This is a genomic window from Micromonospora sp. NPDC047467 (assembly GCF_040643095.1).
GTDB lineage: Bacteria > Actinomycetota > Actinomycetes > Mycobacteriales > Micromonosporaceae > Micromonospora.
The window spans coordinates 52,273-76,217 of record NZ_JBEYTO010000016.1; the positions used below are offsets into that span (position 1 = coordinate 52,273).

Here is a 23,945-nt window from a genome sequence, read left to right on the forward strand (position 1 = left end):
TATCGGCGATGCCGAGTCGATCAACCCGCCTTGCCACCGCTGGGCGCTGAGCGCTGGGCGCGGTGCGCGGACGGGGGACATTTACGCCCGCGATCTCCAGATACCCGCCCAAACACCCCAAGCCCGCGCCGTCCACACATCCCACCCGGGCGGCCCACACCCCAACCCAACCCGAGCCGCCCGAACACCCCAAGCCACCGCACGGGTCGGCCCGTGCCAGGACACGGTCACGCCTGACCGGCCCAGAGCCGGACACGGTGGGCCCCTGCCACGTCCCGCCCACGAGGGCGGAGCCCGGACACGCCCACGCCCCGCCCACGAGGGCAGAGCCCGGACACGCCCACGCCCTGGCCCTGTCAACGCCCACGCGCACGCGCACGACGAACCGCAACAGCCGGTCGACGCCGGTGACGATCTCGCGTACGGAGCCGCTGCCGGGTGATGGTCAGAGGGTCGCCGTGCGGGGTCGGATCCGTCGACGTCGTCTTCAAACTGCACCGTGACGACGCCACACGACTGGGTCGACGGGTACGGACGAGGCTGGCGCCCGTCGGAACACTCCGACGGGCGCCAGCCTGAGGTGCGATCCGGGCACTGCCCGGTTGGGGGTGCGGATCAGTGCGCGACTCCACCGAGGCGCTGGCGGCGACGCCAGGCCAGGGTCAGCAGCAGCATGATCGCGCCGGCGCCGACGAGGCCGCCGCCGAGCTTCATGGGAGTACCGATGCTGTCACCGGTGACGGGCAGCGGCTGCTTCTTGTCCAGCACCTGCAGCTCGGCGCTGGCGGACCGGTCCCGGCCGCTGGCGGTGAAGGTCAGCAGACCCGTCACCGACGGCCGGTAGCTCTTGGTGAAGCGACCCTCGCCGTTGGTGCGCGCCGTGAAGGTCAGCGGGGCGCTCGCCTGGTAGGCGACCGGGGCCATGGCCACGGTGCTGCCGTCGCTGCGGCGGGCCGGTGCCTGGCCGCGGGCCGGGGCCGCCAGCGGCGTGACGGTAACCGAGATCGTGACGGTCTCGTTCCCGCGGAAGCCGGTGCCGGTGAGCACGACCGTCTCGCCGAGGTAGATCGTCGGCCGGTTGACCGTCAGCGAGGTGAGCTGCGGCGTGTACGGCGGCGGCTGGGGTGGGTCCGTGGTCGCGGACGGCGTCGGCTGCGGCGCTGCCGCCCCCGCTGCGGTCGGCACGGCCACCACGGCCAGACCGACCGTGAGCGCCATGATGATGCGGGATAGCCGCATGATTGGTTCCCTCCTACTGGTCACATCGTGGTGCGGAATGAACTTGGGTGGTCCATGGGCTGGCTGTCGGCGTCAGCCACAGCTCGGCCTGCCCGACGCTGGTTTTGGCGGTCAGGACCGTCATCTCCAACGTCCGCTCGGCGCCTGGGCCGACCTCGAGGTTGGCCGTGGCGACCTGGCGGCGTCGTTCGGTGCCGCTTCCGAGCGCGGTGTCCGACCCGTCGAGCCGGGCGTCGAGCACTGCGCCCCCTGCCGGGCTGAAGACCGACACCAACGTGCGAGCGGTGTACGGATCACCAGCCATGCCGAGGCCGAGGACGGACTTGCTGAGTCCTGACTTCGGCGCCGTGGAGCGCAGGGTGACCCGCAGCCGGAGCTCGCGGCGGCCGTCGGGCCGGCATTCGCCGACTGTCAGGTTCGCCGTCGGCCGCAGGTAGTAGCCGAGCTTCGCGCCGCTGCCGTCGTTGAGGAAGACGCCGACCGTCGGCACGGTGTCCTGTTCCGGGAGCGTCCCGGCCATCCGGCTGTCGCCGAACGTCCGTTGTTCTTCCGGTCGGGCACTCCAGAACAATATCCGGCGTTCGGTGATAGCACGGTCGAATGCGGACAACAACACCCGTGGGTTGACATTCTTCGTAAAGAAGGCGTCGAACACCGCAGCGGCGGACGCGGCGAAGAACTCGTCCTGCTGCTTCACGTCCAGCCGCTGGTAGCTCTCGTTGAGCAGGGTCTGCACGACCTTTTCGCTGGCCAGTGACACTCCGCCGGGCACCGTGACCGGGCCGGTCGCCTTGAGCAGGTACGACAGCACCACCGGGTCCACGGCGAGCACGCCGTCGACCGTGGTGCCGGTCCTGCGCCGGAACATCTCCCGGTACAGGGCCGCAGCGGTCGGGAAGTGCGGGGTCAGGTTGACGTCGGCGGGGTACATGCCGGGCAGATCGGTCCAGAGGGCCCGGATTTCGGCGGACAACTTCAGCGGCGGCACGAACCTCTCGAGCGAGGAACTGCTGCCCTGCCGACCCATCCGGACCGAACCCTTGTCGGCCTCGATCATCGCGTACGCGCCGAACATGCCGCCGGTGGCGCGCAGCTCGGCCAGGTTCTGCGAGACCAGCAGGTATCGCCGCGGGCCGTTGGCGCCGAGCAGCGGCGGCAGCAGGCGGGCGCCCTGGTCGGCGGCGGCGGTGAGGCTGGCCAGGCGGTCGATCTCGCCACGCAGGTCGGTCAACGCCTGCCGGATCTGGCTGACCAGGCGGTCGGCGGGCACGGCGGCCAGGTCACGGCGTGTGGTCTGCACGGCGGCGTCCGCCCGGGACAGCTCGGCGGAGACCGCGGTGAGCTTCGCCAGGTCCAACCGGTTTCCGGAGGGCACCAGGCTGGTCAGGTCGGCGCGCAGCAGGGTGGGGAACGCCTGCCGGGCCAGCTCGTCGATGGCGACCGCGATCCGCCGGACCGCGTCGAGGTCGTCGCCGGCGAACGGGGTACGACGTCCGACGTGCCAGCTCGGGTCGGCCGTGGCGGCGCGAGCGGCGCCGGCCTGCTCCTGCAGGGCGGCCAGGGTGCGCAGGGCGCGGTCGGTGTCCCCGCCCACCACCTGCGCGCTCAACTCCCGCGCCAGGCCGGCGGCGTTGAGCAGGTGGGTACGCGCCTGCCAGCCACGGAAGCCGACCCATCCGCCGCTCGCCAGCAGCAGCGAGCCGACCACCAGCGCACCGAGCAGAGCCCGGCGCAGGCGCGCCCGTCGGCGCCGCCGGGATCGGCTTCGCCGTCGACCCGGCCGTTCGCTCTCCGTCACAAGCACACTCCGTTTCGCGGAATCGGACAGTAGGCCTGATTCCCTGACGTTCTTAACATGCTGAGGGGAATCTCGTACCGTTATGGCATTTATGGCCTATTACGCGAGGTTTCCTCGCGGCTCCTCGGCGGGCTGCGGAACCCGGCCGGCCGCCTCGTGCAGCAACCGCTCGATCCGATCCACCCCGGCCGGCAGGGACATCTCCCGCAGGTACGCCTCCCGGCCCCGGCGACCCATGTCGACGCGCGTCGGCGGCGGGATGGTGGCGGCCAACCAGAACCGGTCGGCCAGCGCGGCCCAGTCCTCCGGCGGGCAGGACAGCCCCGCTCGCGCACGTTCGACCAGCTCGGCGGTGTCACCACCGGCCGAGGCCACCACCGGCACGGCGCAGGAGAGCGCGGCCTGCAGCTTGGCGGGCACCATGCCGCGAAGCTCCGGCAGGTCGCGCAGCATGACCAACTGGTAGTCGGCGGCGGCGTACAACTCGGGCATGTCGACCGGGGACCGTCGCTCCAGGAAGCGGACGTTCTCCGCGCTCAACTCGGCGGCGAGCCCCCGCACCCGCCGCTCGTCCGCGCCCGAACCGACCAGGACCAGGTCCATCGTGCGGTCCAGCGCCGCAGCGGCCCGTACCGCCGTCTCCAGCCCCTGACGGGCGCCGATGGTTCCGGCATGCATGACCACGCAGCGGTCGTCGCGGCGGACCAGTTGGCGGGCCGCCGCTCCGGGCGTCGCCGGGTGGAAGATCCGCTCGTCGGTCCAGTTCAGCACCAGTCGGACCCGGGCCGGGTCGGCGCCAGCGGCGACGACCAGATCCCGCATCGAGGGCGCGGTCACCGCGACCCGCGCGGCGGTCCGGTAGATCCGGGTCATCGCGGTGCCCATCCGCGCCGACCAGCGGCGGTCGTTCGCCTCGTCGGCGCCGTCGCGCGCCCAGACGTCCTGCACGTGCAGCACCGCCGGCACCTTCGGCAGCAGCCGCAGCACGGCGGCGGTGGCGAACGTGGTGGCCGGTAACTGGAAGACGTAGAGCACGTCCACGTCGCCCAGGAACCGGCGCGCGGCCAGCGAGGCGCTGCCGGCGAAGGAGAGATAGCTGGCCATCCGCGCGCCGGTGGAGCCGGCGCCGGCGGAGTATCGGGGCACCCGCCGGACGGACAACCGTTGACTGTGCGTCTCGTGGTGCCAGCGCTGCCGCCAGCCCGGATAGACGTGGCCGCCGGGGTAGTCCGGGAAGCCGGTGAGCACCCGGACCTCGTGACCCCGCGCGGCCAACTCCTCGGCGAGGCTGCCCGGGATGAAGGCCGGCTCGGGCGGGAAGTGGTAGGACAGGATGCCGACCCTCACCGTGCCACCGCCGTCGGCCGCGCAACGGCGTCGCTCGGCGCGGCACCGCGCCGGGCGGGCACCCGGCCCGCGTACGATGCCAACAACCCCTCCCCGCGCGGCCACCGGCGTCGACGCACCGCCCCCGCGGTGCGGCGGCCCGCGTCCGCACCGACGAGAGGGCCACCGATGGTCGACCACGTGCTGTTCGTCTGCCACGCCAACCTGTGCCGTTCACCGATGGCGGAGTACCTGGCGCGGCGGCTGCTGGCCGACCGCTCGGTGCTGGTGTCCAGCGCTGGCACCGACGCGATGGACGGCATGGCCATGCATCCGTACGCCCTGGAGATCGCCGCCGAGAACGGCGCCGACCCGACGGTGTTCGCCAGTCGGACGCTGCGCCCAGAGCACCTGGCCGACGCGACGCTCGTGCTGACCGCGACCCGCCGGCAACGCTCCGTCTGCACCGCGCTGGCGCCCGGCGCGCTGCACCGCACGTTCACCCTGCGGCAGTTCGGCCGGTTGGCGGCGGCGGCCGAGACCCCCGCCGAGCCAGCCGGCGACCCGCTGCGGGCCGCGATTGTCGCCGCCGCCAACGCCCGGGGACGGCTGCAACCCGCCGCCCCGGATGCCGACGACCTGCGGGACCCGATCGGCGGCACCGCCACCGACTTCCGACGCTGCGCTGAGGAGATCGAACGGTCGCTACGACCCCTCGCCGCGCTCATCGGGGCAACCGGGTGAGTTCCTGGGTGCGGTCGCTGACGCCGTTGACTCCGGCGTCCTCGCTGTGCCGGGCGGACGTGGCCCGGTCGGCCGGCACCGACGGCTTGACCGTGGACGCGACCACCCGGTAGGCCTCGTACTGGTAGGCCTCGGCCTTGGCCACCTTGGCCATGTTGAGCACACAGCCGAGCAGCCGCACCGACACCGAGTGCAGCGAGCGGGCCGCCGCCGCGACCTGGGCCCGCGAGGTGCGGCCCTGCTGGCTGACCAGCAACGCGCCGTCGGCCTGGACGGCCACCACGACACCGTCGGTCACCGCGAGCAGCGGCGCGGTGTCGATGATCACGATGTCGGCCGACTCGCGCAGAGCGAGCAGCAGATCCGCCATCGCCTTGGAGCCAAGCAGTTCGCTCGGGTTCGGTGGGGCGGAGCCGCTGGGCAGCACGAGGAGCGACTTGTCGCCCCAGCGCTGCACGACGTCACCGACCAGCACGTCACCGACCAGCACGTCGGTGAGGCCGACCCCGGCGTCCAGGCCCAGGTACTCGTCGACCTTCGGGCGGCGCAGGTCCGCGTCGACCAGCAGCACCCGCCAGCCCGCCTCGGCCAGCGCGATGGCCAGGTTGCAGGAGAGCGTGGTCTTGCCCTCGCCCTGCAACGCGCTGGTCACGGCGATGACCCGGGCCGGCTCGTGCACGTCCACGAACCGCAGGTTGGTACGCAGCTTGCGGACCGCCTCGGCGCGTGCCGAGGTCGCGGCATCACCGACGATCAGCGGGGCGGTGCGGGCGGTGCTCTCGAACGGAATCTCGCCGAGCAGCGGGCTGCCGGTGGCGCGTTGCAGACCGGCGGAGTCCCGCAGCCGGATGTCGGCGACGCCGCGCAGGATCGCCAGGCCGATGCCGAGCACCAGACCGAGCAGTCCACCGAGGACGAGGTTGCGCACCGGCTGCGGCGACACGGGGCTCGCGCTGACCCGGGGGCCGCTGACCACCTCGATCTTGATCGGCGCCTTGCCCTCGGGCGTCGTCTCGACCTTCTGCACGAGGTCGACGAACTTGGCGGCGAGGGTCTCGGTGACCCGCAGCGCGCGGGTCTGGTCGGTGTCGGTGACCGACGCGCGCAGCAGGACCGTGCCGGTCTCGGTGGAGGTGCTCACCCGACGCTGCACCTGGTCCGCGGTGAGCCCGACGGGGGTCTCGGCCACCACGCTCTGCGCCAGGCGGTCACTGGTGAGCAGATCGGCGTACGACTTGACGCGCTGCTGCAGGAAGAGACCACCCTGGTAGGCGTCGGTGACGCCCGAGTTGGGAGTGGTGACGAAGAAGGTCACCGAGGCGACGTACCGGGGCTGGGCCCGTACGGTCAGGAACGCCGAGACGCCCAGGGCCACCATGACCGTGACCAGTACGACCCACCAGTGCCGACGCACGTGGCGCAATTGGCGGAGCAGGTCCATCAGGTGCGCCTCCGTGCCGGTCCGGTTACGCCAAAGAACTTCACGAAAACCCCCAAGGTCGTTTGTTAACTCGTGAAACCATTAAAGCGGCTCATACGCCTTATGTCCGGAGTTACGTATTTTCGGCGGCGCTAGGTGCGCTCGCATGCCCAACCCGGAAGACGACCATTCGGCAGCGGTGACAGCGCGGAAAAGTCCACAGCCGATCTGACGGCAACCGCACCCATCCGCGCCGACGACCGGAGGCCGATCGACGCCGGTCAACACGGGTGCCCGCGCTCCTCGTCCCCCTGCGGCCCGGATAGGGTCGAGCACGGTGTGCCGGGAAGTCTGGTCGGCGATTGGCCCCCTGCCGTCCCGATGCCCCGAGGTGAACCCGCCAGATGCCCGACCGCACCCCGCTGCCCGATCGGCCGTCCGACCGTCCGCGCGCCCGGATCCTGACGCGATCGTCCTGGCCAGAGGCCCGACACCTGGCCGACGTGCTGCGCACCGAGACCGTCGGCGGCGCCCTGCTGCTGGTCGGGGCCGTACTCGCGCTGGTCTGGGCGAACTCCCCGTGGGCCGCGTCGTACACCCGGCTGTCGAACTGGGTGCCCTGGCCCGGCGGCGAACGCTGGCACCTCGACCTGACGCTTGCCACCTGGACCGCCGACGGCCTGCTGGCCATCTTCTTCTTCGTGGTCGGCCTGGAACTCAAGCGTGAGTTCGTCGCCGGTGACCTACGGGACCCGCGACGCGCGGCGCTGCCGGTGGTCGCGGCCCTCGGCGGGATGGCGCTGCCCGCGCTGATCTACGTGACGGTCATCCTGACGGCGGGCGGTGACGGTCTCCGCGGCTGGGCGATTCCCACCGCCACCGACATCGCGTTCGCGCTGGCCGTACTCGCGGTGGTCAGCTCGCACCTGCCCCAGGGCCTGCGCGCTTTCCTGCTCACCCTCGCCGTCGTCGACGACCTGTTCGCGATCACCATCATCGCCGTCTTCTACACCGCCGACTTCCACCCGCTGCCGCTGCTCGCCGCGCTCGCGCCGATCGGGCTCTTCGCGTGGCTGGTGCAGCGCGGTCGTACCTGGTGGTGGGCACTCATCCCCCTCGCGCTGGCCACCTGGTCCCTGGTCCACGCCTCCGGGGTGCACGCCACGGTGGCCGGCGTCCTGCTCGGCTTCACCGTGCCGGTGCTGGCCCGCCGACGCGTGGGCGCAGCCCCGGCGGGCGACGACAGCGGGCAGGTCGGCGGGCTCGCCGCGCGCCTGGAGCACCGCTGGCGGCCGGTGTCAGCCGGCATCGCCGTACCGGTCTTCGCCCTGTTCGCCGCCGGCGTGACGCTGCGCGGCACCGACCTGGGCGCCCTGCTGACCGAACCCGTGGTGATCGCCATCGTCGCCGGCCTCGTGCTCGGCAAGAGCATCGGCATCTTCGGCTCGACCTACCTGCTGGCCCGGTTCACCCGCGCCGAGTTGGACGAGGACATCACCTGGCCCGACCTGCTCGGTATCGCCCTGCTGGCCGGCGTCGGGTTCACCGTCTCGCTGCTCATCGGCGACCTGGCCTTCGGCGCCGGCAGCACGGCCGACGACCGGGTCAAGGCGGCCGTGCTGGCCGGTTCGGTGATCTCCGCCGGCCTGGCAGCCATCGTGCTGGTCCGGCGCAACGCCGCGTACCGGCGGGTGGCCGAGCGGGAACGGCTGGACGCCGACGGCGACGGGGTGCCCGACGTCTTCCAGGAACCGGGCCGGGGCTGACCGCCGCCGCGCGGGCACCGGCGTTGTGGTCATCCCCCGGCGGTGCCCTGCTTCGCGGCTGCCGGCGGCCGGTGGTGATCGTCGGCGCTGCCCGGCCCGGATCCTCGACTCGACCACGAGGGTGCGGCGCTCATGGCCGCCGCGAGCAGTTGGCGCAGCGCGATGATCGCCGCCGCGGCGGCCAGGCCGCTCCAGGTCGGGGTGCCGGCGAGGCGCAGCAGGCCGGCCGCCGTCAGCAGGTCCAACAGCACCCGGACGGCGGAGCGGGCCGCGCGGGCGCTGAGCACCGTGACCACACCGGCCAGCAGCGCGAGGGCGGTCACCACGTCGACCAGTACGGCGATCACGTCCCGCGCTCCCCGTCGGCCACCTGCCGCTGCTCCTGACGGATCTCCCGGCCCAGGAAGTAGTTCAGCGCCGTCCGGATCGTGGCGATCGCCGCCAACTGACCGATCTGGGTGAACGACGGCGACACGGCGGTGCGCAGCACGTCCGCCGCGAGCTGGAACTCCAGGCCGAGGGTCAGGAACCGGCCCAGGGAGAGCCGGATCGGGGTGAAGACGGCGGCGGTGCGGTGTCGCAGCCCCTCGACCACGAACCGCACCGCCGCCCAGAGCGCACCCACGAAGATCACCAGTGCTCCGGCGACCTCCACCACAGCGACCAGCACCTCGTCGCCCTGGCGTAGCAGCTCCGCCGGCTCCACCCGGAGCCGTTACCCGCCACCGGGGCGGGTAGTCGGTGCTCAGGTCAGGTCGTTCACCGCCTCCAAGATCAGCCAGAGACCCGAGATGGCGAAGAGCACCGCCGCGCCGTACTTGATGGTCTTCTCGGGCAGCCGGCGGCCGAGCATCCGGCCGACGAGGATGGCCAGCGCGTCCGCGGCCACCATGCCGATCGTGGAGCCGAGCCAGGTGCCGAACCAGCCGTACTGGGTGGCCAGGGTGATCGTCGCGAGCATCGTCTTGTCGCCCAACTCGGCCAGGAAGAACGCCACCGAGACCGCCACGATGGCGGTCTTGTTGGTCTTCTCGGCCTTGCGCTTCTCCTCCTCGGTGAGCTTGTCACCGCGCAGCGTCCACGCGCCGAAGCCGAGGAACGCCACACCGGCCACCAGGGAGATCCACTCCGTGGGGAGCACAGCGCCCAGACCCGAACCGATGGCGACCGACGCCAGGTGCACCACCGCCGTGGCGATGGTGATGCCGATCAGCACGGGCATCGTCTTGAACCGCGTGGCGAAGGTCAGCGCCATCAGCTGGGACTTGTCTCCCAGCTCGGCGACGAAGATGACGCCGAAGCTGACGACGAGCGCGGCGAAAAATCCCTCCATGACGTCCTTTCCCGATCATGCCGGGAGGAGGTACGGGGCGCCCTCGACCCGGCTGCAACAGCCTGAGTCGAAGGTCTCGCCCGCCTCGGATAACCGAGGCCGCGTGGCCGGATGCGGAACGCACCAGTATGTCGACCACGACATTGGGGGCTACTCCCCTTCGCGCGACCAGCCTAGCCGATCACCAACCGACCCGACGGGAAGGGTGAGCAGCCTCAGCGCGCCCGGGCGAGGCTCACCCCGAACAGCCCTCGCGGGTCGGTCCAGAATTCCGACACGGCGAAGCCCGCCCCCGCCAACTCGGTGGCGATCCCCTCCGGGCGGAACTTCGCCGACACCTCGGTGCGCAGTTCCTCCCCCTCGGCGAACTCCACGGTCAGGTCCAGCACCCGGACCCGCATCGGCCGCGTCGCCCGCAGCCGCATCTCGATCCACTCGTGGCTCGGATCCCAGCGCGCGACGTGCGCGAACGCCTCCGCGTCGAAGTCAGCGCCCAACTCCCGGTTGATCACGTGCAGGACGTTGCGGTTGAACTCGGCGGTCACCCCGGCCGCGTCGTCGTACGCGGGCACGATCACCGACGGGTCCTTCACCAGGTCGGTGCCGAGCAGCAGCCAGTCGCCGACCTCCAGCGCGGCGCGCATCGCGGCCAGGAACTCGGCCCGCTCGGCCGGCAGCAGGTTGCCGATGGTGCCGCCGAGGAACACCACCAGCCGCCGACCGCCCGCGGGCAGCCGGTCGAGCTGCCGGGTGAAGTCCCCGACGATGCCCCGGACCCGCAGCCCCGGATAGTCGGCGGCGATCTGCGCGGTCGACCCCAGCAGCGCGCTGACCGACACGTCGAGCGGGACGAACGTGCCCAGCCCGCCCTGGCGGGTGAACGCGTCCAACAGCAGCCGGGTCTTCTCCGACGAGCCCGAACCGAGCTCGATCAGGGTCTTGGCACCGGTCAGAGTCGCGATGTCGTCGGCGTGTTCGGCCAGCACCACCCGCTCGGCCCGGGTCGGGTAATACTCGGGCAACCGGGTGATCTCCTCGAACAACTCGCTGCCCCGGGAGTCGTAGAACCACTTCGGCGGCAACCACTTCGGCTCGGCGGTCAGCCCGGCCCGGACGTCCTCGCGCAGACCATGCTCCACATCCTGCTGCTCAAGGTAGATCTCCAACGGCTCAGCGGTCATCGGTCCTGCCTCTCTGCTTCGTCAACACGTGCCCGACCGCCCGGCTCACCGGGCCGGCAGTGGGCGTACCCGCACCTCGTCCGCCGTGGCGGTGACCAGGTGCCCCTCCGGCACCGACCGCCACCCCGGGTCGTCGTCGTGTGGCTCGGAGGCGAGCAGCACCGAACCCGGCTGCGCACGCACCGACAGCGCGTGCCCGGACACGCTCGCCACCACCCGCCGCCCATCGGTGAGCAGCAGGTTCAACCGCGACCCCGGAGCCGCCGCGGCCACGTCGGCCACCGTCCGGGCGACTGCCTCCGCCGGGTCGTCACCGGCGCGCAGCCGATGCCGGACCAGCGCCCACAGCAGCGCCGAGTCGGTGGCGGCGTCCAGGGTCAGCAGGTCACGCACCGGCAGGCCGGCGGCGAGCGGCACCACGGCGTCCGGCCAGCCCCGGACCACACCGTTGTGGCTGAACAGCCACCGCCCCTCGGCGAACGGCGCGGCGGCGCCGTCGAGCACCGCCATACCGACGGTCGCCGAGCGGACCGCGGCCAGCACCGCGCCGGCGCGGGTCACCGCCGCGAGATCGGCGATCGTCGGGTCACTCCAGATCGGCTGGGCACGCCGGTACCGCACCGGGTCACCGTCGCCCGGGTACCAGCCGACGCCGAACCCGTCGGCGTTGATCGTGCCGCCGCCACGCATGTCGCGCGGCGCCCACGACTGCCGCACCAGCGAGTGCTCCGGATCGAACAACAGCTCGGCCAGCGTGACCGGCGGGCCCAGATAGGCCAGGTGACGACACATCAGCGCGCCCCACCCGCCACCCGGTCGGCCCGGCGACCGCTCACCGGCGCGACTCGTCCGGGCCGGCGTCGCGGGCGCAGCGGAAGCCGCTGAAGATCTGCCGTCGGATCGGATAGTCCCAGTTACGGAAGGTGCCCCGGCAGGCGGACCGGTCGGTGCCGAACGAGCCACCGCGCAGCACCCGGTAGTCGCCACCGAAGAAGACCTCCGAGTATTCGCGGTAAGGAAACGCGGTGAAACCCGGATGACCGTTGAAGGTGCTCGACGTCCACTCCCACACATCGCCGATGAGCTGGTGCACGCCCAGCGGCGAGGCGCCGGCCGGGTACGCGCCCACCGGCGCCGGCCGCAGATGGCGCTGGTCGAGGTTGGCGTGCACCTCGGTCGGGTCGTCGTCACCCCACGGGTAGCGCCGAGACCGCCCGGTCGCCGGATCCCAGCGGGCGGCCTTCTCCCACTCCGCCTCGGTCGGCAGACGCTTGCCGGCCCACGTCGCGTACGCCTGCGCCTCGTACCAGCACACGTGCACCACCGGCTCGTCGGCGCGGACCGGATCCCACCGGCCGAAGCGCTGGTACGCCCAGCCGTCGCCGTCACGACGCCAGTGCATCGGCGCGTCGAGCTGCTCCCGGACCCGGTGCGCCCAGCCGGCCGCACTCCACCAGCGCGGATCGGAGTAGCCGCCGTCGGCGATGAAGGCCTGGTACGCGCCGTTCGTGACCGGTGCCGCGTCGATGACGTACGCGGGCAGGTCGACGCGGTGCGCGGGACGCTCGTTGTCCAGCGCCCACGGGTCGGCGTCGGTGCCCATGACGAACTCACCGGCCGGCACCAGCACCTCCCCGCCGACGCGGGCGGTCGGCTCGGGCGGCGGCGGGGCGTGCAGCACCGCCGGCCCCAAACGCAACTGGTGGGTGGCGAGCATCGTCTCGTCATGCTGCTGCTCGTGCTGGACGATCATGCCGAAGGCGAACCCGTCGGCCACCAGCGGCCGATCCGTGAAGCGCACCGCGTCGAGCAGGTCGTGCACCTTGTCGCGAACCGTGCCCAGGTAGGCACGCGCCTCCGCGGGCGGCAGCAGGGGCAGCGCGGGGCGATCACGGCGGGGCTGCTTGAACGCGTCGTACAACTCGTCGATGTCGCACCGGACCGGCTCCCGGCCGCCGACATCGCGGACCAGCCACAGCTCCTCCTGGTTGCCGACGTGCGCCAAATCCCAGACCAGCGGCGACATCAGCGGCGAGTGCTGGCGCATCAGGTCGGCGTCGTCGACCACCTCGGTCAACAGGGCCGTACGTGAGCGGGCACGAGCCAACTCCGCCGCGATGCGGCCACGCAACTGCTCACCGTCGGCCTGCCCCGCCAGGCTCGCGCTCACCGCGATCTCCCTCGTTCCCGACTGCGGGGCTCGCAACCCCGGCTCACTCCTCGCGCTCACCGCGACGCCTTCCGCTCCCGACTGCGGGGCTCGCAACCCCGGCTCACTCCTCGCGGTCACCGGTCTCCCCTCTCTGTGGCGGCCAACCGCCGCCGTACACCTCGGTGGATCTCGTCGTGGATGGCGGCCGGCAGCTCCAGCCGGGGCAGTGCGGTCAGGGCCAGCTCGAGCAGCGCCGCCGCGGTGGCGGCCAACTCGGGGTCGGCCAGGCCGTGCCGGGCCGCGGCCGACCATCGGTGCGCCGCCGGAGCGCCGATCGTGTAGGCCGCCCGCACCGTGCCGGGGTCGGCGAACAAGGCACTCAGCACCGCCAGCGGAAGGCGCCAGTCCCGGCCGGGTTGGGCGTCCAGATATCGCAACTCCAGGTAGCCGCGCGGGCGTACCGGCGGAAAGAGCGTGCTGACGTGGTAGTCGAGGTCGTCGGTGGTCGGCGGGTCGGGCAGCGCCCCGTCGAGCCAGTCGGCGAACGTCACGCCGGGCGGTGGAGCCCAGTCGGAGCTCTGGCGACGCAGGCAGAGCAGCGGCGCCGCGAGGACGTACCGGATCCAGGTGGCCGACGGGTCCTCGTCGGCGCGGCCCGGCGCCCAGACCGGCCGGGTGCGGGCCGGGTCGATGGCCAACCAGGCGGCCATCCGCGCGGAGGCCCAACCGGTGCGCCGGCCCGCGTGCCGGTCGGCCGAGGCGAACGCCGCGAGCAACGGCGGCCCGACCGCGTGGGCCGCTGCCCAGCGTGCCGCCACCTGGTCGGGCTCCCCAGCGTCGAGACAGACCTGCAGGCCGGCGGTGCTGTACATCATCGTCCGGCCGGCCGGACCACGCCTGTCGAAGGCGCCGCGCATGGCGCGGTAGCGGGGAGTTTCCAGCACCGGGCGGGGCCGACGGTGTGGGTCGATGCCGCTGCGGCCGAGAATCAGGCCGGCGGCGGCCAACAGGCCGGTGACCTGGGCGATGTCGGCCTCGGTGGCCTGGATCAGCGCGGCGGTCGAGGAACGCGGCGGGGTGGAGATCTCCAGCTGACCGCCCGGCTCCAGGGTCACCGCGCCGCCGTGTCGCAGCGGCTCGGCGGGGCTCGTGGCGTCCAGCGTGACGGGGCTGTGTCGGCCCAGTGCCGCCCGCAGGCGCCCCAGGTCGACGGGCCGAGCGGGATCGTCGGCGTCGTGCACGGTCCATTCCAGTTCGACACCCGTGCGTGTCGGTGGGCCGGTCTTGAAGCAGATCCGGGCGAGATGCCGGCCTGCGGCAGCGGACTCCCGCAGGATCGCGCCGCGGTCCAGCTCGGGCGATGTCACCACCAGTGGTGCCTCCTCTCCGTGCGTCAGGTCCGAGACACTGTGCCACCGTAAACCCGCCCTGCGACACCGTCGGGGCGTCGACGACGCCACCAACCCCTGTCTAACAGACGAATTTCCCCCCGCAGGGCGGAACGAACCGCGCCGACCACCGCTCAGTGCGGGACATGCCCCGCCGGTTGCGACGGCTTGACCTTCGCCGATCCGGGCGGGTTCGACGACTCGGACGGCTCCGCCGAGGGCGCTGGCTTCGCCGGGCCGGGCTTCGCCTCGGGCACCAGCCGCTGGCAGTACGCCTCGATCGCACCGGCCCCGCCTGCGGCCTCCACCAGCCGCTGGAAGGCCGGCGTCCGCAGGGCCTTGTCCCGCTGCGCGGGCTTCTTGGCCTGCCAGGCACGGCACAGCCCGCGCAACTGGCCGTTCGGCGCCGCCCCGGCCGGCGGTGTGGCGGGGGTCGACGGCGTGCCGGACGGCCTGGTTGACGGTGCCGACCGGCTCGGCGCGGCGGGCGGGGTCGTCTCGGTGCCACCGGAGGTGGGTGGCGCGCTGGTGGGTGTCGGCGGCTCCGGATCCGGTGCCAGGTCCAGGCCGGCGGCGGCGGCGAACGCGGCGCCTGCCGTGGCGGTGACCGCCAGCGCGCCGATCCAGGCCAGCGCGCCGGTGGTCAGTCGGCGGCGACGCGGTCGGCGGGCCACGGACGGCGCGGCGGCGGAGGCCCGGGCGGCCCGGAACGCGGCGAGTGCGGCCTCCTCGCCGGCCAGCTCTCCCGGTCGAGCCGGTGCGGCGGCGGCGGCGAGCAGCCGGGCCAGCGGGTCGGCGGCGGACGCGGAGTTTCGCTCCGGCACGGCCTCCGAGGCGCCGGCCGTCGGCGGGTCCACGCCCGCGCGAGGGTGGGCCGGCGTGGCAGGGCCGCCGGCCCCGCCCTGGTCGACCGTCGCGTCGGCGCGGGCCGCGTCGAGCCGCCGTTCGGTTTCGGCGCGGCCGGAACGCCGGTCCGGCCGGTACGGGTTGATCCGGAATCTCCTCATGTCAGCCGTCCACCTGCTCGGCCTGCGACGTCCGGCGGGAGCGACCGGTCCGCGGTGCGACACCGTCGGCGCCGACCGCCGGGACCGCGCCGGCCAGCGGGATGACGCGTGTGCCGTCCGCGCCGGCCAACGGGGTCGTGACGTCGACGCCCGACGATGGCGGGGCGTCGACGCCCGGCGGCGGGGCGTCGGCACCCGGCGACGGCAGGTCCGCGACCGCCTGCCGGTCCAGCAGGGCGGCGAGTCGTCGCAGGCCACGGTGGGCGGCGGTCCGGACAGCGCCGGCGCGCCGGCCCAGCACCCGGCCGGCGGACTCGGCGTCCAGCCCGACCACGGCCCGCAACAGGACCGCCTCGGCCTCGCGGGGCGGCAGGGTGGCGATCAGCGCCAGGGCGGCCTCGGTGCCGATCGTCTCGCCCGCCCGCTCGGCGGTGTCCGCGTCGCCGGCCAACTCGGTGAGCGCCTGCACCGGAACCGGCAGCGACGGTCGGCGGCGCAGCCGACGCAGGTGGTCCATCGCGCGGTTGCGGGCGATGGTGACCGTCCAGGCGCGGAACTCGCCGCCGGTGAAGCTGGGCAGGTCGCGGGAGATCTGCAACCAGGTCTCCGAGGCGACGTCCTCGGCATCCGCGCCGACCAGGGCGGTCAGGTAGCGCAGGAGGCCCGGCTGGAGGCTGCGGTAGAGGATGCGGAAAGCGTCCTCGTCCCCGGCCTGGGCGGCGGCGACCGTCTGGGAGAGCTCGGCGGTCATCCGCGGCTCACGGGTCGTCCGGGACCAACCTGCCGTGCCCCCCGTACGGCGCGAACCGGCGGCCGGACCAGCTCCCGCACCCGCACCGCCCTCCGCCGAATCCGATCCCGCCTGCCTCCGGGTCGGCCGGGCGGAGTGTCAGGGCCAGCGCCATGGTGGTCAGCTCTCGACGCGCTGCCCGCCGGGGCGGCCCGAGCCGGGCTAACGGTAGGAGCGGACCACCGGGGCGACAAGTCGGCACCGTGTCACGGATGAGTGACAATTCTCAAGCCAGTGGGGCGGCGTGCCGCCGTAACGGGCGATCAGCGGCGGACGCTCCGCGCGCTGGTGACGGCGGTCGGTGGTGATCACGCGGGGGTACGCGCAGCCGTGACGGATTTCGTCACGCGGTGTCGCCATGGCGTTACACAGAGGGGCCTGTCCACAGAGGTCAGACCGGATGGGGCAGCGAGTACGACCATCTGGCCGGTCAGCCGCGGCGCGCCGTTGCGCGCCACTCTGGGTACGGTAAGGCTGTGTTGTCACCGGAGGTTGTGCTCAGCGGGCGGTACCGCCTGGACGTACGTGTCGCCACCGGCGGCATGGGCGACGTCTGGCGTGGCACCGACCTGATCCTCGGCCGGCAGGTCGCGGTCAAGGTCCTGCTGCCGGCACTGGTCTCCGACCCGGATTTCATCGCCCGGTTCCGGGCCGAGGCACGGATCATGGCGGCGCTGCGGCACCCCGGGATCGTGCAGGTGTACGACTGCGGCGAGGACGACCTGCCCTCCGGCGGTCGAGCGGACTATCTCGTCATGGAGTTCGTCGACGGCGAGCCGTTGTCCAGGCGAATCGAGGCGGCCGGTCGACTGGACGTGGCCGAGACGATGTCGATCGTGGCCCAGGCGGCTCACGCGCTGAGCGCGGCGCACCGGGGCGGCATCGTGCACCGCGACGTCAAGCCCAGCAACCTCCTGGTCCAGGAGGACGGCACGGTCGTCCTGGTCGACTTCGGCGTCGCCCGTTCCACCAACGTGACAAGCATCACCAGCACCAACGCGGTGCCGGGCACCGCCCTCTACATGGCGCCCGAGCAGGCCGCCGGGCGCCCGGTCAGCGGCGCCACCGACATCTACGCGCTCGGCGCGGTCGCGTACTGCTGCCTCACCGGCGGCCCGCCGTTCACCGGTGACAATCCCCTCCAGGTCGCCGTCCGGCACCTGGACGACGAGCCGCCGGAGCTGCCGCACGACATCCCGGAGGCGGTCCGCGCGCTGGTGTCGCGGGCCCTGGCGAAGGATCCGTCCGACCGGTTCACCAGTGGCTCGGCGATGGCCGAGGCTGCCCGCACCGCGGTGACCGGCGGCGAGCCGCCGACGGCGATGGCAGCGGCGGTCCCGCTGCGCGAAGCCGGGCCGGGCACCCGCACCGATGCGCCGATGGGCGCGGCGGTGGCGACCGCGGCAGAGGCGGGGCGTCGGCGTCGTCGAGGGCCGTTGGTCGGCGCGGCGGCGGCGATGCTTGTCGCGCTGGTCGGCCTCGGGGCGGCGTTGGGCGCGGCGGGCAACGCCGGCGACTCGCCGGCGGTCAACCTACCGACCAACGCGCCGACGCAGGCGCCGACCGAGCAGATGGAGGTGCCGGCGGCCAACGAGGAGATCACCGAGGACCCGGGCCGCCCGAACCGGCCGCCCGTCCCGGACCCGACCCCGTCGGCCTCGGTCACCGCCACGCCGAGTGTGCAGCCCAGCGAGTCGCCGACCCCGTCGCCAACGGCGAGCGCCCCCAGCACGCCGCCAACCCCGCCGAGCTCGCCGCCGGCGCCGCCACAGACCACCGACACCCCGTCGCCGCCTACCACGACCACCCCGGCGGCACCGGAAGGCTCGGTCGGCCTCTGAGTCCCACCGGCACCACTATCCCCAAAACGGACTTACGTCGCCGAAATCCTCTCTAGGCTCTCAGCAGGTCATTTCCACCATCTGCCGGGAGCCTGCGTGAGCGCTGAGAAACTGGTCGTGATCGGCCAGGGGTATGTCGGACTGCCGTTGGCGATGCGCGCCGTCGAGGCCGGGCTCGACGTGATCGGCCTCGACGTGGACGCCGACCGCGTGAAGCGGCTCGCTGCCGGCGAGTCGTTCGTCGAGGACATCCCCACCGATCGGCTGGGCCGGGCGCTGGGCAGCGGCCGATACCGCCCCAGCACCGAGTACACCGACGCCGAGGGCTTTGACATCTGCGTCATCACCGTGCCGACGCCGCTGCGCGACGGCACCCCCGACCTGAGCTTTGTCGAGCAGGCCGGCATCGGCATCGGCCCGTACGTGCGGCCGGGCTGCACGGTCATCCTGGAGTCGACCACCTACCCGGGCACCACCGAGGAGTTGCTGCGCCCGCTGCTGGAGTCGGCCAGCGGGCTGACCAGCCCCGGCGACTTCCACCTCGGCTACAGCCCGGAGCGGATCGACCCGGGTAACCCGACCTGGCGCCTGGAGAACACCCCGAAGGTGGTCTCCGGTGTGGACTCGGCGTCGCTGGCCCGGGTGGACGGTTTCTACCAGCGCCTGGTGGAGCGCACGGTGCCGGTGGACTCCACCAAGGTCGCCGAGCTGACCAAGCTGATCGAGAACACCTTCCGCCAGGTCAACATCGCGCTGATCAACGAGCTGACGATGCTCTCGCACCACCTGGACATCGACGTGTGGCAGGCGATCGAGGCCGCCGAGACCAAGCCGTTCGGCTTCATGCCGTTCCGACCCGGCCCCGGCGTCGGCGGGCACTGCCTGCCGATCGACCCGTGCTACCTGTCGTGGCAGGTCAAGCGCCGCCTCGGCCGACAGTTCCGGTTCATCGAGCTGGCCAACGACGTCAACCACGAGATGCCCGAGCACGTCACACAACGGATCATGGCGGGTCTGAACCGGGACGGCCGGGCGGTGAGCGGCGCGCGGCTGCTGCTGCTCGGTCTGTCGTACAAGAAGAACACCGGGGACATGCGGGACTCCCCCGCCGTCGACGTGGCCCGCCGCCTGCAGGGGCTCGGCGCCGAGGTCCACGCCGTCGAGCCGTACGCCGAGGCGCACCAGATCCCGGCCGGGGTCACCGTCGTCGGGTTGACCGAACGCGAGGTGCGGGCCGCGGACGCGGTGGTGGTGGTCACCGACCACGACACCTTCGACTACGACCTGGTGGTCCAGCACGCCCGCTACGTCTTCGACACCCGTAACCGGTGCGCCGGCCCGATGGTCGAGCGCCTCTAGGCCCGGCACCGCTGGCCGGTCCCGCCGCCGGGGCCGGCCGGCGGATGTCGACCTGACCGGCACCGCCGCCCGGCCCGGCAGACCGCCGTGAGGTCACTGCTCGGCGAGCGCCTCGACGACGGGTCGGGACAGCGCCCGGCGTGCCGGCAGCACCGAGGCGAGCAGGGCGGCCAGCACCGCGACGCCGAGGATCAGCCCGAGTTGGCCGAACGGCAGCACCACGTGGAAGTCGCCACCGATGCGGTTCAGCACGGCCATCGCCGCCGCGCTGACCCCGGTGCCCAGCCCGATGCCGAGCACCGCGCCGACCAGCGCCATCAGCACCGCCTCCACGGCGAGCATGGCCCGCATCCGGCTCCGGGTCAGCCCGACCGCCCGCAGCACCCCGTTCTCCCGGGTGCGCTCCACCACCGACAGGCTCAGCGTGTTCGCCACACCCACCAGGGCGATGACCACGGCGAGACCGAGCAGCGCGGTGACGAACGCCAGCAGCATGTCGACCGTGCCGGTGAGCATCTTCTTGTACGCGGCCTGGTCCAGAATGTTGGCCGTCGGGTAGCGGGCCAGCACCGCCTCGATCGCCTCCCGGGCGCGTTCGGCGCTCACCCCCTCGGCGGGGTCGATCTCGGCCAGGAAACCCCGCCGGTCGGGAAAGAGGGCCGCGAAGTCCGCGTCGACCAGGTCGATGACGTGACCTGCGGGCACGGCATCGGCGACCATGGCGGCCTCATCGTCGGCGACCACCGCGGCCACCCGGAACTGCCGCCCCTCGACGGTGAGCGGGGAGCCCGCCTGCCAGCCGCGTTCCTGCGCCAGTTCCCGGTGCACCAGCACCTGCCCCGGCCCGAGCCGTCCGACGTCGCCGCCCAGCACACCGCCCAGCGTCCGACCGACCAGCGCCGGGTGGGCGCTGCGGATTCTGACGTCGTCGCGGATAACCGTGCGCTGCTCGTGCACCACGCCCAGTTCGGGCCGGGCCGCCAGCTCGCCGGTGAGCGGCGCGGGCAGGCTCTGACCGATGCCGCTGACCACGAAGTCCGTCCCGATCTGGTCGTCCACGCTGCGCTCGATGCCGTCCTTGGTGCTGCGTGCCCCGACCACGAACGCCGACACCAGCCCGATCCCGATCACCAGGGCCGTCGCGGTCGCGGCGACCCGACGCGGGTTGCGGACCGCGTTCTCGACCGCGAGCCCGGCGGTCGTCCCGACGAGCCGGCGGACGGGCCAGCCGATCACGCGGACCATCGCCGGGACGAGCACCGGCCCGAACAGCACGATGCCGAAGAAGGCGAGCACTCCGCCCAGGGCCACCAGCAGCACCTGCCCGGCGCTGGCGGCGCCGGCCAACGCGGCGACGCCGAGGCCGAGCACCACCGCGCCGAGGAACAGCCGCACCTCGCCCGCGCCCCGGCTGGGCTGCACCGCGGCGTCGGTGAGGGCGGCCACCGGCGCGACCCGGGTGCCCCGCCAGGCCGGCAGCAGGGCGGCGGCCACGGTGAGCGCGGTACCGAGGAGCAGGCTTGTCAGCACAGTCGAGCCGGCCACGGTCAGGCCGCCGGAGAACGGCACGTCCAGCCGGGACATCAGCGCCCGCATCGCGGCGGCGAGGCCCACCCCGAGCAGCACCCCGAGCGCGGAGGCGACCAACCCGACCAGTGCCGCCTCCAGCAGGGCGGCCCGGAAGACCTGCCCTCGGGTGGCGCCGACCAGGCGCAGCAGCGCGGTCCGCCGGGTGCGCTGGGCCAGCACGATCGCGAAGGTGTTGGCGATCACGAAGCCGGCCACCACCACGGCGACGCCGACGAACATGAGCAGCAGCATGGTGAACTGGTTGAGATCACGGACCGCGTCGTCGACGGCCTCGTCGAGGATCTGCTGGCGGCCCTTCACCTCGACGTCGGCGCCGACGGCCGCACGCACCCGCTCGGCCAGCGCCGCATCGGAGGTGTCCGGTCGCGCCGCCACCATGATCCGGCCGTACCCCTGCTCGTCGGTGACCGCGAGGGCGTCCGGCCCGACGAGGCCGATGAACGGTCCGCCGATGTCGCGGACGGTGCCGGCCACGTCGACGGTGCCGACCAGGGTGTACGGGCGGGCGGCGCCGCCGGTGCCGCCGATCTGGACCGGGCCGCCGAGGGTGAAGCCCTCCTCGGCCACGGTGGGCGCGTCGAGCACCACCTCTCCCGTGCGGTCGGGCAGGCGACCGGCGACCACGTCGTACGAGCGCAGGGCGGCTTCGGTGGGAATGGCGGCGAGCACCGCGAAGCCGAGGACCGGGCGACCGTCGAGGCCGACAATCCCGGCTGTGCCGGTCAGTTCCCCGGCCGCGGCGGCCACCCCGTCGACCGTCCGGACCCGCTCGACCAGGCTGGCCGGCAGCGGAGTGTCGCCGCTCGGGTAGACACCGAGGTCGGTGTGCCGGTCGAACGTGCCGGCCCGGTCGTACGCGCCGGAGCGCATCCCGTCGACGAAGATCAGGGTGCCGGCGATGAACGCGACGCCGAGCACGACGGCCAGCGCGGAGAGCAGTATCCGCAGCGCCTCGGCACGCAGTGAACGCAGCGTCAATCGGATCATGGAAGGGCTCCCGGTGCAGGCGCGGATCGGACCCCTCAACGCTAGGGCCGGCGCGGGCTAGTTGATCTCCACCTACGCGCTCGACCTGCGTACGGCTTGAGTCGCGGTCGACCCCGCCGGAGGTACGACCCGGGTCGTACGTCGGCTCACCTGCCGGGGGTGACCAGCCCGCTCTCGTACGCCAGCACCACCGCCTGGACCCGGTCGCGGAGCTGGAGTTTCGCCAGGATCCGTCCGACGTGGGTCTTCACCGTCGCCTCGGCCACGTGGGCCTTCGCGGCGATCTCGGCGTTGGACAGCCCCTGCGCGACCAGCAGCAGCACCTCGTGCTCCCGCTCGGTGAGCTGCGCCAGCCGGGGGTCGACGGTCGGGCCGGCGGCGAACTGACCGGCGAAGCGGTCCAGCAGTCGCCGGGTGATCGACGGCGCGACCACCGAGTCGCCCTGGGCCACCACCCGGATCGCGGACAGCAGTTCCTCCGGCGGGACGTTCTTGAGCAGGAAGCCGCTCGCCCCGGCCTGCAGCGCCGCGAACGCGTCGGCCTCGGTGTCGAAGGTGGTCAGCACCAGCACGCGGGGCGGGCCCGACGGGCGCTCGGCGCAGAGCCGGCGGGTCGCCTCCACGCCGTCCATGGTCGGCATCCGGATGTCCATCACCACCACGTCGGCCTCGGTGCGGGCCAGCACGCGCAGCGCGTCCGCACCGTCGATGGCCTCCCCGACCACCTCCAGGTCGGGCTGGGAGTCCAGCACCATCCGGAACCCGGCGCGCACCAGCGCCTGGTCATCCACGATCACCACCCGGACCGTCATGCCGCGATCACCTCCGTTGCGGGCTCTGACGGTAGCGGTAGCCGGGCGTCGACCTGCCAGCCCCCGGTCGGTCGGGGGCCGGCGGTGAGGGTGCCGTCGTACACCGTCACCCGCTCGCGCATGCCGAGCAGGCCGTGACCGCCGGACGGCGCCGGGCTGACCACCGGGCGGCCCTGACCGTCGTCGACCACCCGGACCGCGACGGCGTCGCCGACGTAGGCCAGGGTCACCTCGACGCCGGCGCCGACGCCGGCGTGTTTGAGCGCGTTGGTCAGCGCCTCCTGCACCACCCGGTAGACGGTCAGCTCCAGACCGGGCGGCAGCGCCAGCGCGTCGCCCGTGACGGTGTCCCGTACGACCAGCCCGGCGTCGCGGAACCGGGCCAGCAGATCGGGCAACTCGGCCAGGGCGAGGCGGCGGTGCTCCGGGTCGGCCACCACGGAGTCGCTGGAGTCGGACGGTCCCGCGTCGCGCAGTACGCCGACCAGCCGGCGCATCTCCTCCAACGCCGCCCGGCCGGTGTCCGCGACCACCTTCACGGCGGTGCGGGCCTGCTCGGGGTCGCGGTCGAGCATGAACCGTGCCCCGTCCGCCTGGACGATCATCACCGCCATGCTGTGCGCCACCACGTCGTGCAACTCACGGGCGATTCGGGTGCGCTCCTCGGCGACCGCCGCCCGGGACTCGGCCTCCCGCTCGCGTTCCAGGGTGGTGGCGCGTTCCTCCAGGCTGAGCACATACAGCCGGCGGGTCCGCACGTTCAGCGCGACGAGCCACACCGCTCCGGTGACGAGCGCGTACCACAGCGCCGTGGCCCACCATCTGATGCCGCTGGGGGTCTGCGCCGCGGCGAGCAGCACGCCCACGGCGGCGACCGCGCCGGCCAGGAGGCCGTCGCGCAGACGTCTGCCGTATTTGACGACGCTGTAGAGCGCGATCAGGACGGCGATGTCGAAGGCGAGCGGACCCCACCCGGCGATCACCTGGACCAGGGCGAGCGCCGCGACCACCGTGGTCGTCACGCCCGGGTGCGTGCGGCGGAACAACAGCACCACCGCCATCGCCGCGCCGACGCCGGTGGCGGCCCAGCCGCCCGGCTGGTTGGCCGCGCCGGCGAGCCCGAAGAGCACCACGGCGGCCGAGACGGCCACGTCGAACGCGACAGCGCGCAGCGGGCGGCCAAACATCGTGCGTCTCACGGTCAGCCAGCGT

20 protein-coding genes are annotated in these 23,945 nt (G+C 73.1%); 4 read left to right on the forward strand and 16 right to left on the reverse strand.

Annotated features, from left to right (window positions below):
- Window positions 1-615: 615 nt before the first annotated feature.
- The 3 genes from ABZ780_RS30165 to ABZ780_RS30175 all read right to left on the reverse strand — a co-directional run bounded on the left by ABZ780_RS30165 (window position 616) and on the right by ABZ780_RS30175 (window position 4,384).
- Window positions 616-1,239 (reverse strand): hypothetical protein, encoded by a 624-nt coding sequence (locus ABZ780_RS30165; RefSeq protein ID WP_357488209.1) that lies wholly within the window; start codon window positions 1,237-1,239, stop codon window positions 616-618.
- 13 nt (window positions 1,240-1,252) lie between these two features.
- Entirely contained in the window at window positions 1,253-3,037 is a 1,785-nt protein-coding gene (locus tag ABZ780_RS30170; protein WP_357000898.1) for a DUF4012 domain-containing protein, read from the reverse strand.
- Window positions 3,038-3,136: 99 nt separating this feature from the next.
- Window positions 3,137-4,384 carry a glycosyltransferase family 4 protein gene (locus tag ABZ780_RS30175; protein ID WP_357000895.1) on the reverse strand — a complete coding sequence of 416 codons (1,248 nt, stop codon included), beginning with the start codon at window positions 4,382-4,384 and terminating at the stop codon, window positions 3,137-3,139.
- 168 nt (window positions 4,385-4,552) lie between these two features.
- Between ABZ780_RS30175 and ABZ780_RS30180 the strand changes: the two genes are divergently transcribed.
- Window positions 4,553-5,107 (forward strand): low molecular weight phosphatase family protein, encoded by a 555-nt coding sequence (locus tag ABZ780_RS30180; protein ID WP_357488210.1) that lies wholly within the window; start codon window positions 4,553-4,555, stop codon window positions 5,105-5,107.
- On the opposite strand, the gene ABZ780_RS30185 is transcribed toward ABZ780_RS30180, so the two are convergent.
- Window positions 5,088-6,548, reverse strand: coding sequence for a polysaccharide biosynthesis tyrosine autokinase (locus ABZ780_RS30185; RefSeq protein ID WP_357488211.1), 1,461 nt, complete (start codon window positions 6,546-6,548; stop codon window positions 5,088-5,090). The two genes, ABZ780_RS30180 and ABZ780_RS30185, sit on opposite strands and share 20 nt — an antisense overlap.
- A gap of 383 nt (window positions 6,549-6,931) precedes the next feature.
- On the opposite strand from ABZ780_RS30185, the gene nhaA reads away from it, so the two are divergent.
- Window positions 6,932-8,293: a Na+/H+ antiporter NhaA gene (nhaA, locus tag ABZ780_RS30190; RefSeq protein ID WP_357488212.1), complete on the forward strand. Its 1,362-nt coding sequence runs from the start codon at window positions 6,932-6,934 to the stop codon at window positions 8,291-8,293.
- 29 nt (window positions 8,294-8,322) lie between these two features.
- Here the strand turns inward: nhaA and ABZ780_RS30195 are convergent, their stop codons facing one another.
- The 9 genes from ABZ780_RS30195 to ABZ780_RS30235 all read right to left on the reverse strand — a co-directional run bounded on the left by ABZ780_RS30195 (window position 8,323) and on the right by ABZ780_RS30235 (window position 16,105).
- Window positions 8,323-8,640: a hypothetical protein gene (locus ABZ780_RS30195; RefSeq protein WP_357000884.1), complete on the reverse strand. Its 318-nt coding sequence runs from the start codon at window positions 8,638-8,640 to the stop codon at window positions 8,323-8,325.
- Window positions 8,637-8,999, reverse strand: a complete 363-nt coding sequence (locus tag ABZ780_RS30200; protein ID WP_357000882.1) for a DUF1622 domain-containing protein — start codon at window positions 8,997-8,999, stop codon at window positions 8,637-8,639. The genes ABZ780_RS30195 and ABZ780_RS30200 overlap by 4 nt, the downstream gene beginning before the upstream one ends.
- Window positions 9,000-9,038: 39 nt before the next feature.
- The gene (locus ABZ780_RS30205) at window positions 9,039-9,626 is read right to left on the reverse strand and encodes a TMEM165/GDT1 family protein (RefSeq protein WP_357488213.1); all 588 of its coding nucleotides are present in this window, start codon (window positions 9,624-9,626) and stop codon (window positions 9,039-9,041) included.
- A 215-nt stretch (window positions 9,627-9,841) separates the two neighbouring features.
- Complete coding sequence (egtD, locus tag ABZ780_RS30210) at window positions 9,842-10,807, reverse strand: L-histidine N(alpha)-methyltransferase (RefSeq protein ID WP_357488214.1); 966 nt, start codon at window positions 10,805-10,807, stop codon at window positions 9,842-9,844.
- Window positions 10,808-10,852: 45 nt separating this feature from the next.
- Complete coding sequence (egtC, locus tag ABZ780_RS30215) at window positions 10,853-11,599, reverse strand: ergothioneine biosynthesis protein EgtC (protein ID WP_357000874.1); 747 nt, start codon at window positions 11,597-11,599, stop codon at window positions 10,853-10,855.
- A gap of 40 nt (window positions 11,600-11,639) precedes the next feature.
- Window positions 11,640-12,977: an ergothioneine biosynthesis protein EgtB gene (gene egtB, locus ABZ780_RS30220; protein WP_357488215.1), complete on the reverse strand. Its 1,338-nt coding sequence runs from the start codon at window positions 12,975-12,977 to the stop codon at window positions 11,640-11,642.
- 116 nt (window positions 12,978-13,093) lie between these two features.
- Complete coding sequence (gene egtA / locus ABZ780_RS30225; RefSeq protein WP_357000868.1) at window positions 13,094-14,329, reverse strand: ergothioneine biosynthesis glutamate--cysteine ligase EgtA; 1,236 nt, start codon at window positions 14,327-14,329, stop codon at window positions 13,094-13,096.
- A 152-nt stretch (window positions 14,330-14,481) separates the two neighbouring features.
- Window positions 14,482-15,354, reverse strand: a complete 873-nt coding sequence (locus ABZ780_RS30230) for a hypothetical protein (RefSeq protein WP_357488216.1) — start codon at window positions 15,352-15,354, stop codon at window positions 14,482-14,484.
- Window position 15,355: 1 nt separating this feature from the next.
- The gene (locus ABZ780_RS30235) at window positions 15,356-16,105 is read right to left on the reverse strand and encodes an RNA polymerase sigma factor (RefSeq protein ID WP_357488217.1); all 750 of its coding nucleotides are present in this window, start codon (window positions 16,103-16,105) and stop codon (window positions 15,356-15,358) included.
- 515 nt (window positions 16,106-16,620) lie between these two features.
- On the opposite strand from ABZ780_RS30235, the gene ABZ780_RS30240 reads away from it, so the two are divergent.
- Window positions 16,621-17,985: a serine/threonine-protein kinase gene (locus ABZ780_RS30240; protein WP_357000860.1), complete on the forward strand. Its 1,365-nt coding sequence runs from the start codon at window positions 16,621-16,623 to the stop codon at window positions 17,983-17,985.
- Between the two features lie 96 nt (window positions 17,986-18,081).
- Window positions 18,082-19,344, forward strand: coding sequence for a nucleotide sugar dehydrogenase (locus ABZ780_RS30245; RefSeq protein ID WP_357488218.1), 1,263 nt, complete (start codon window positions 18,082-18,084; stop codon window positions 19,342-19,344).
- Window positions 19,345-19,437: 93 nt separating this feature from the next.
- Here ABZ780_RS30245 and ABZ780_RS30250 read toward each other — a convergent pair whose 3' ends face one another.
- The 3 genes from ABZ780_RS30250 to ABZ780_RS30260 form a co-directional block, all read right to left on the reverse strand.
- A complete protein-coding gene (locus ABZ780_RS30250) occupies window positions 19,438-21,921 on the reverse strand; it encodes an ABC transporter permease (RefSeq protein ID WP_357488219.1) in 2,484 nt (827 codons plus the stop codon).
- Window positions 21,922-22,067: 146 nt separating this feature from the next.
- Complete coding sequence (locus ABZ780_RS30255; protein ID WP_357000853.1) at window positions 22,068-22,733, reverse strand: response regulator transcription factor; 666 nt, start codon at window positions 22,731-22,733, stop codon at window positions 22,068-22,070.
- Complete coding sequence (locus tag ABZ780_RS30260; RefSeq protein WP_357488230.1) at window positions 22,730-23,938, reverse strand: sensor histidine kinase; 1,209 nt, start codon at window positions 23,936-23,938, stop codon at window positions 22,730-22,732. The genes ABZ780_RS30255 and ABZ780_RS30260 overlap by 4 nt, the downstream gene beginning before the upstream one ends.
- Window positions 23,939-23,945: the final 7 nt, after the last annotated feature.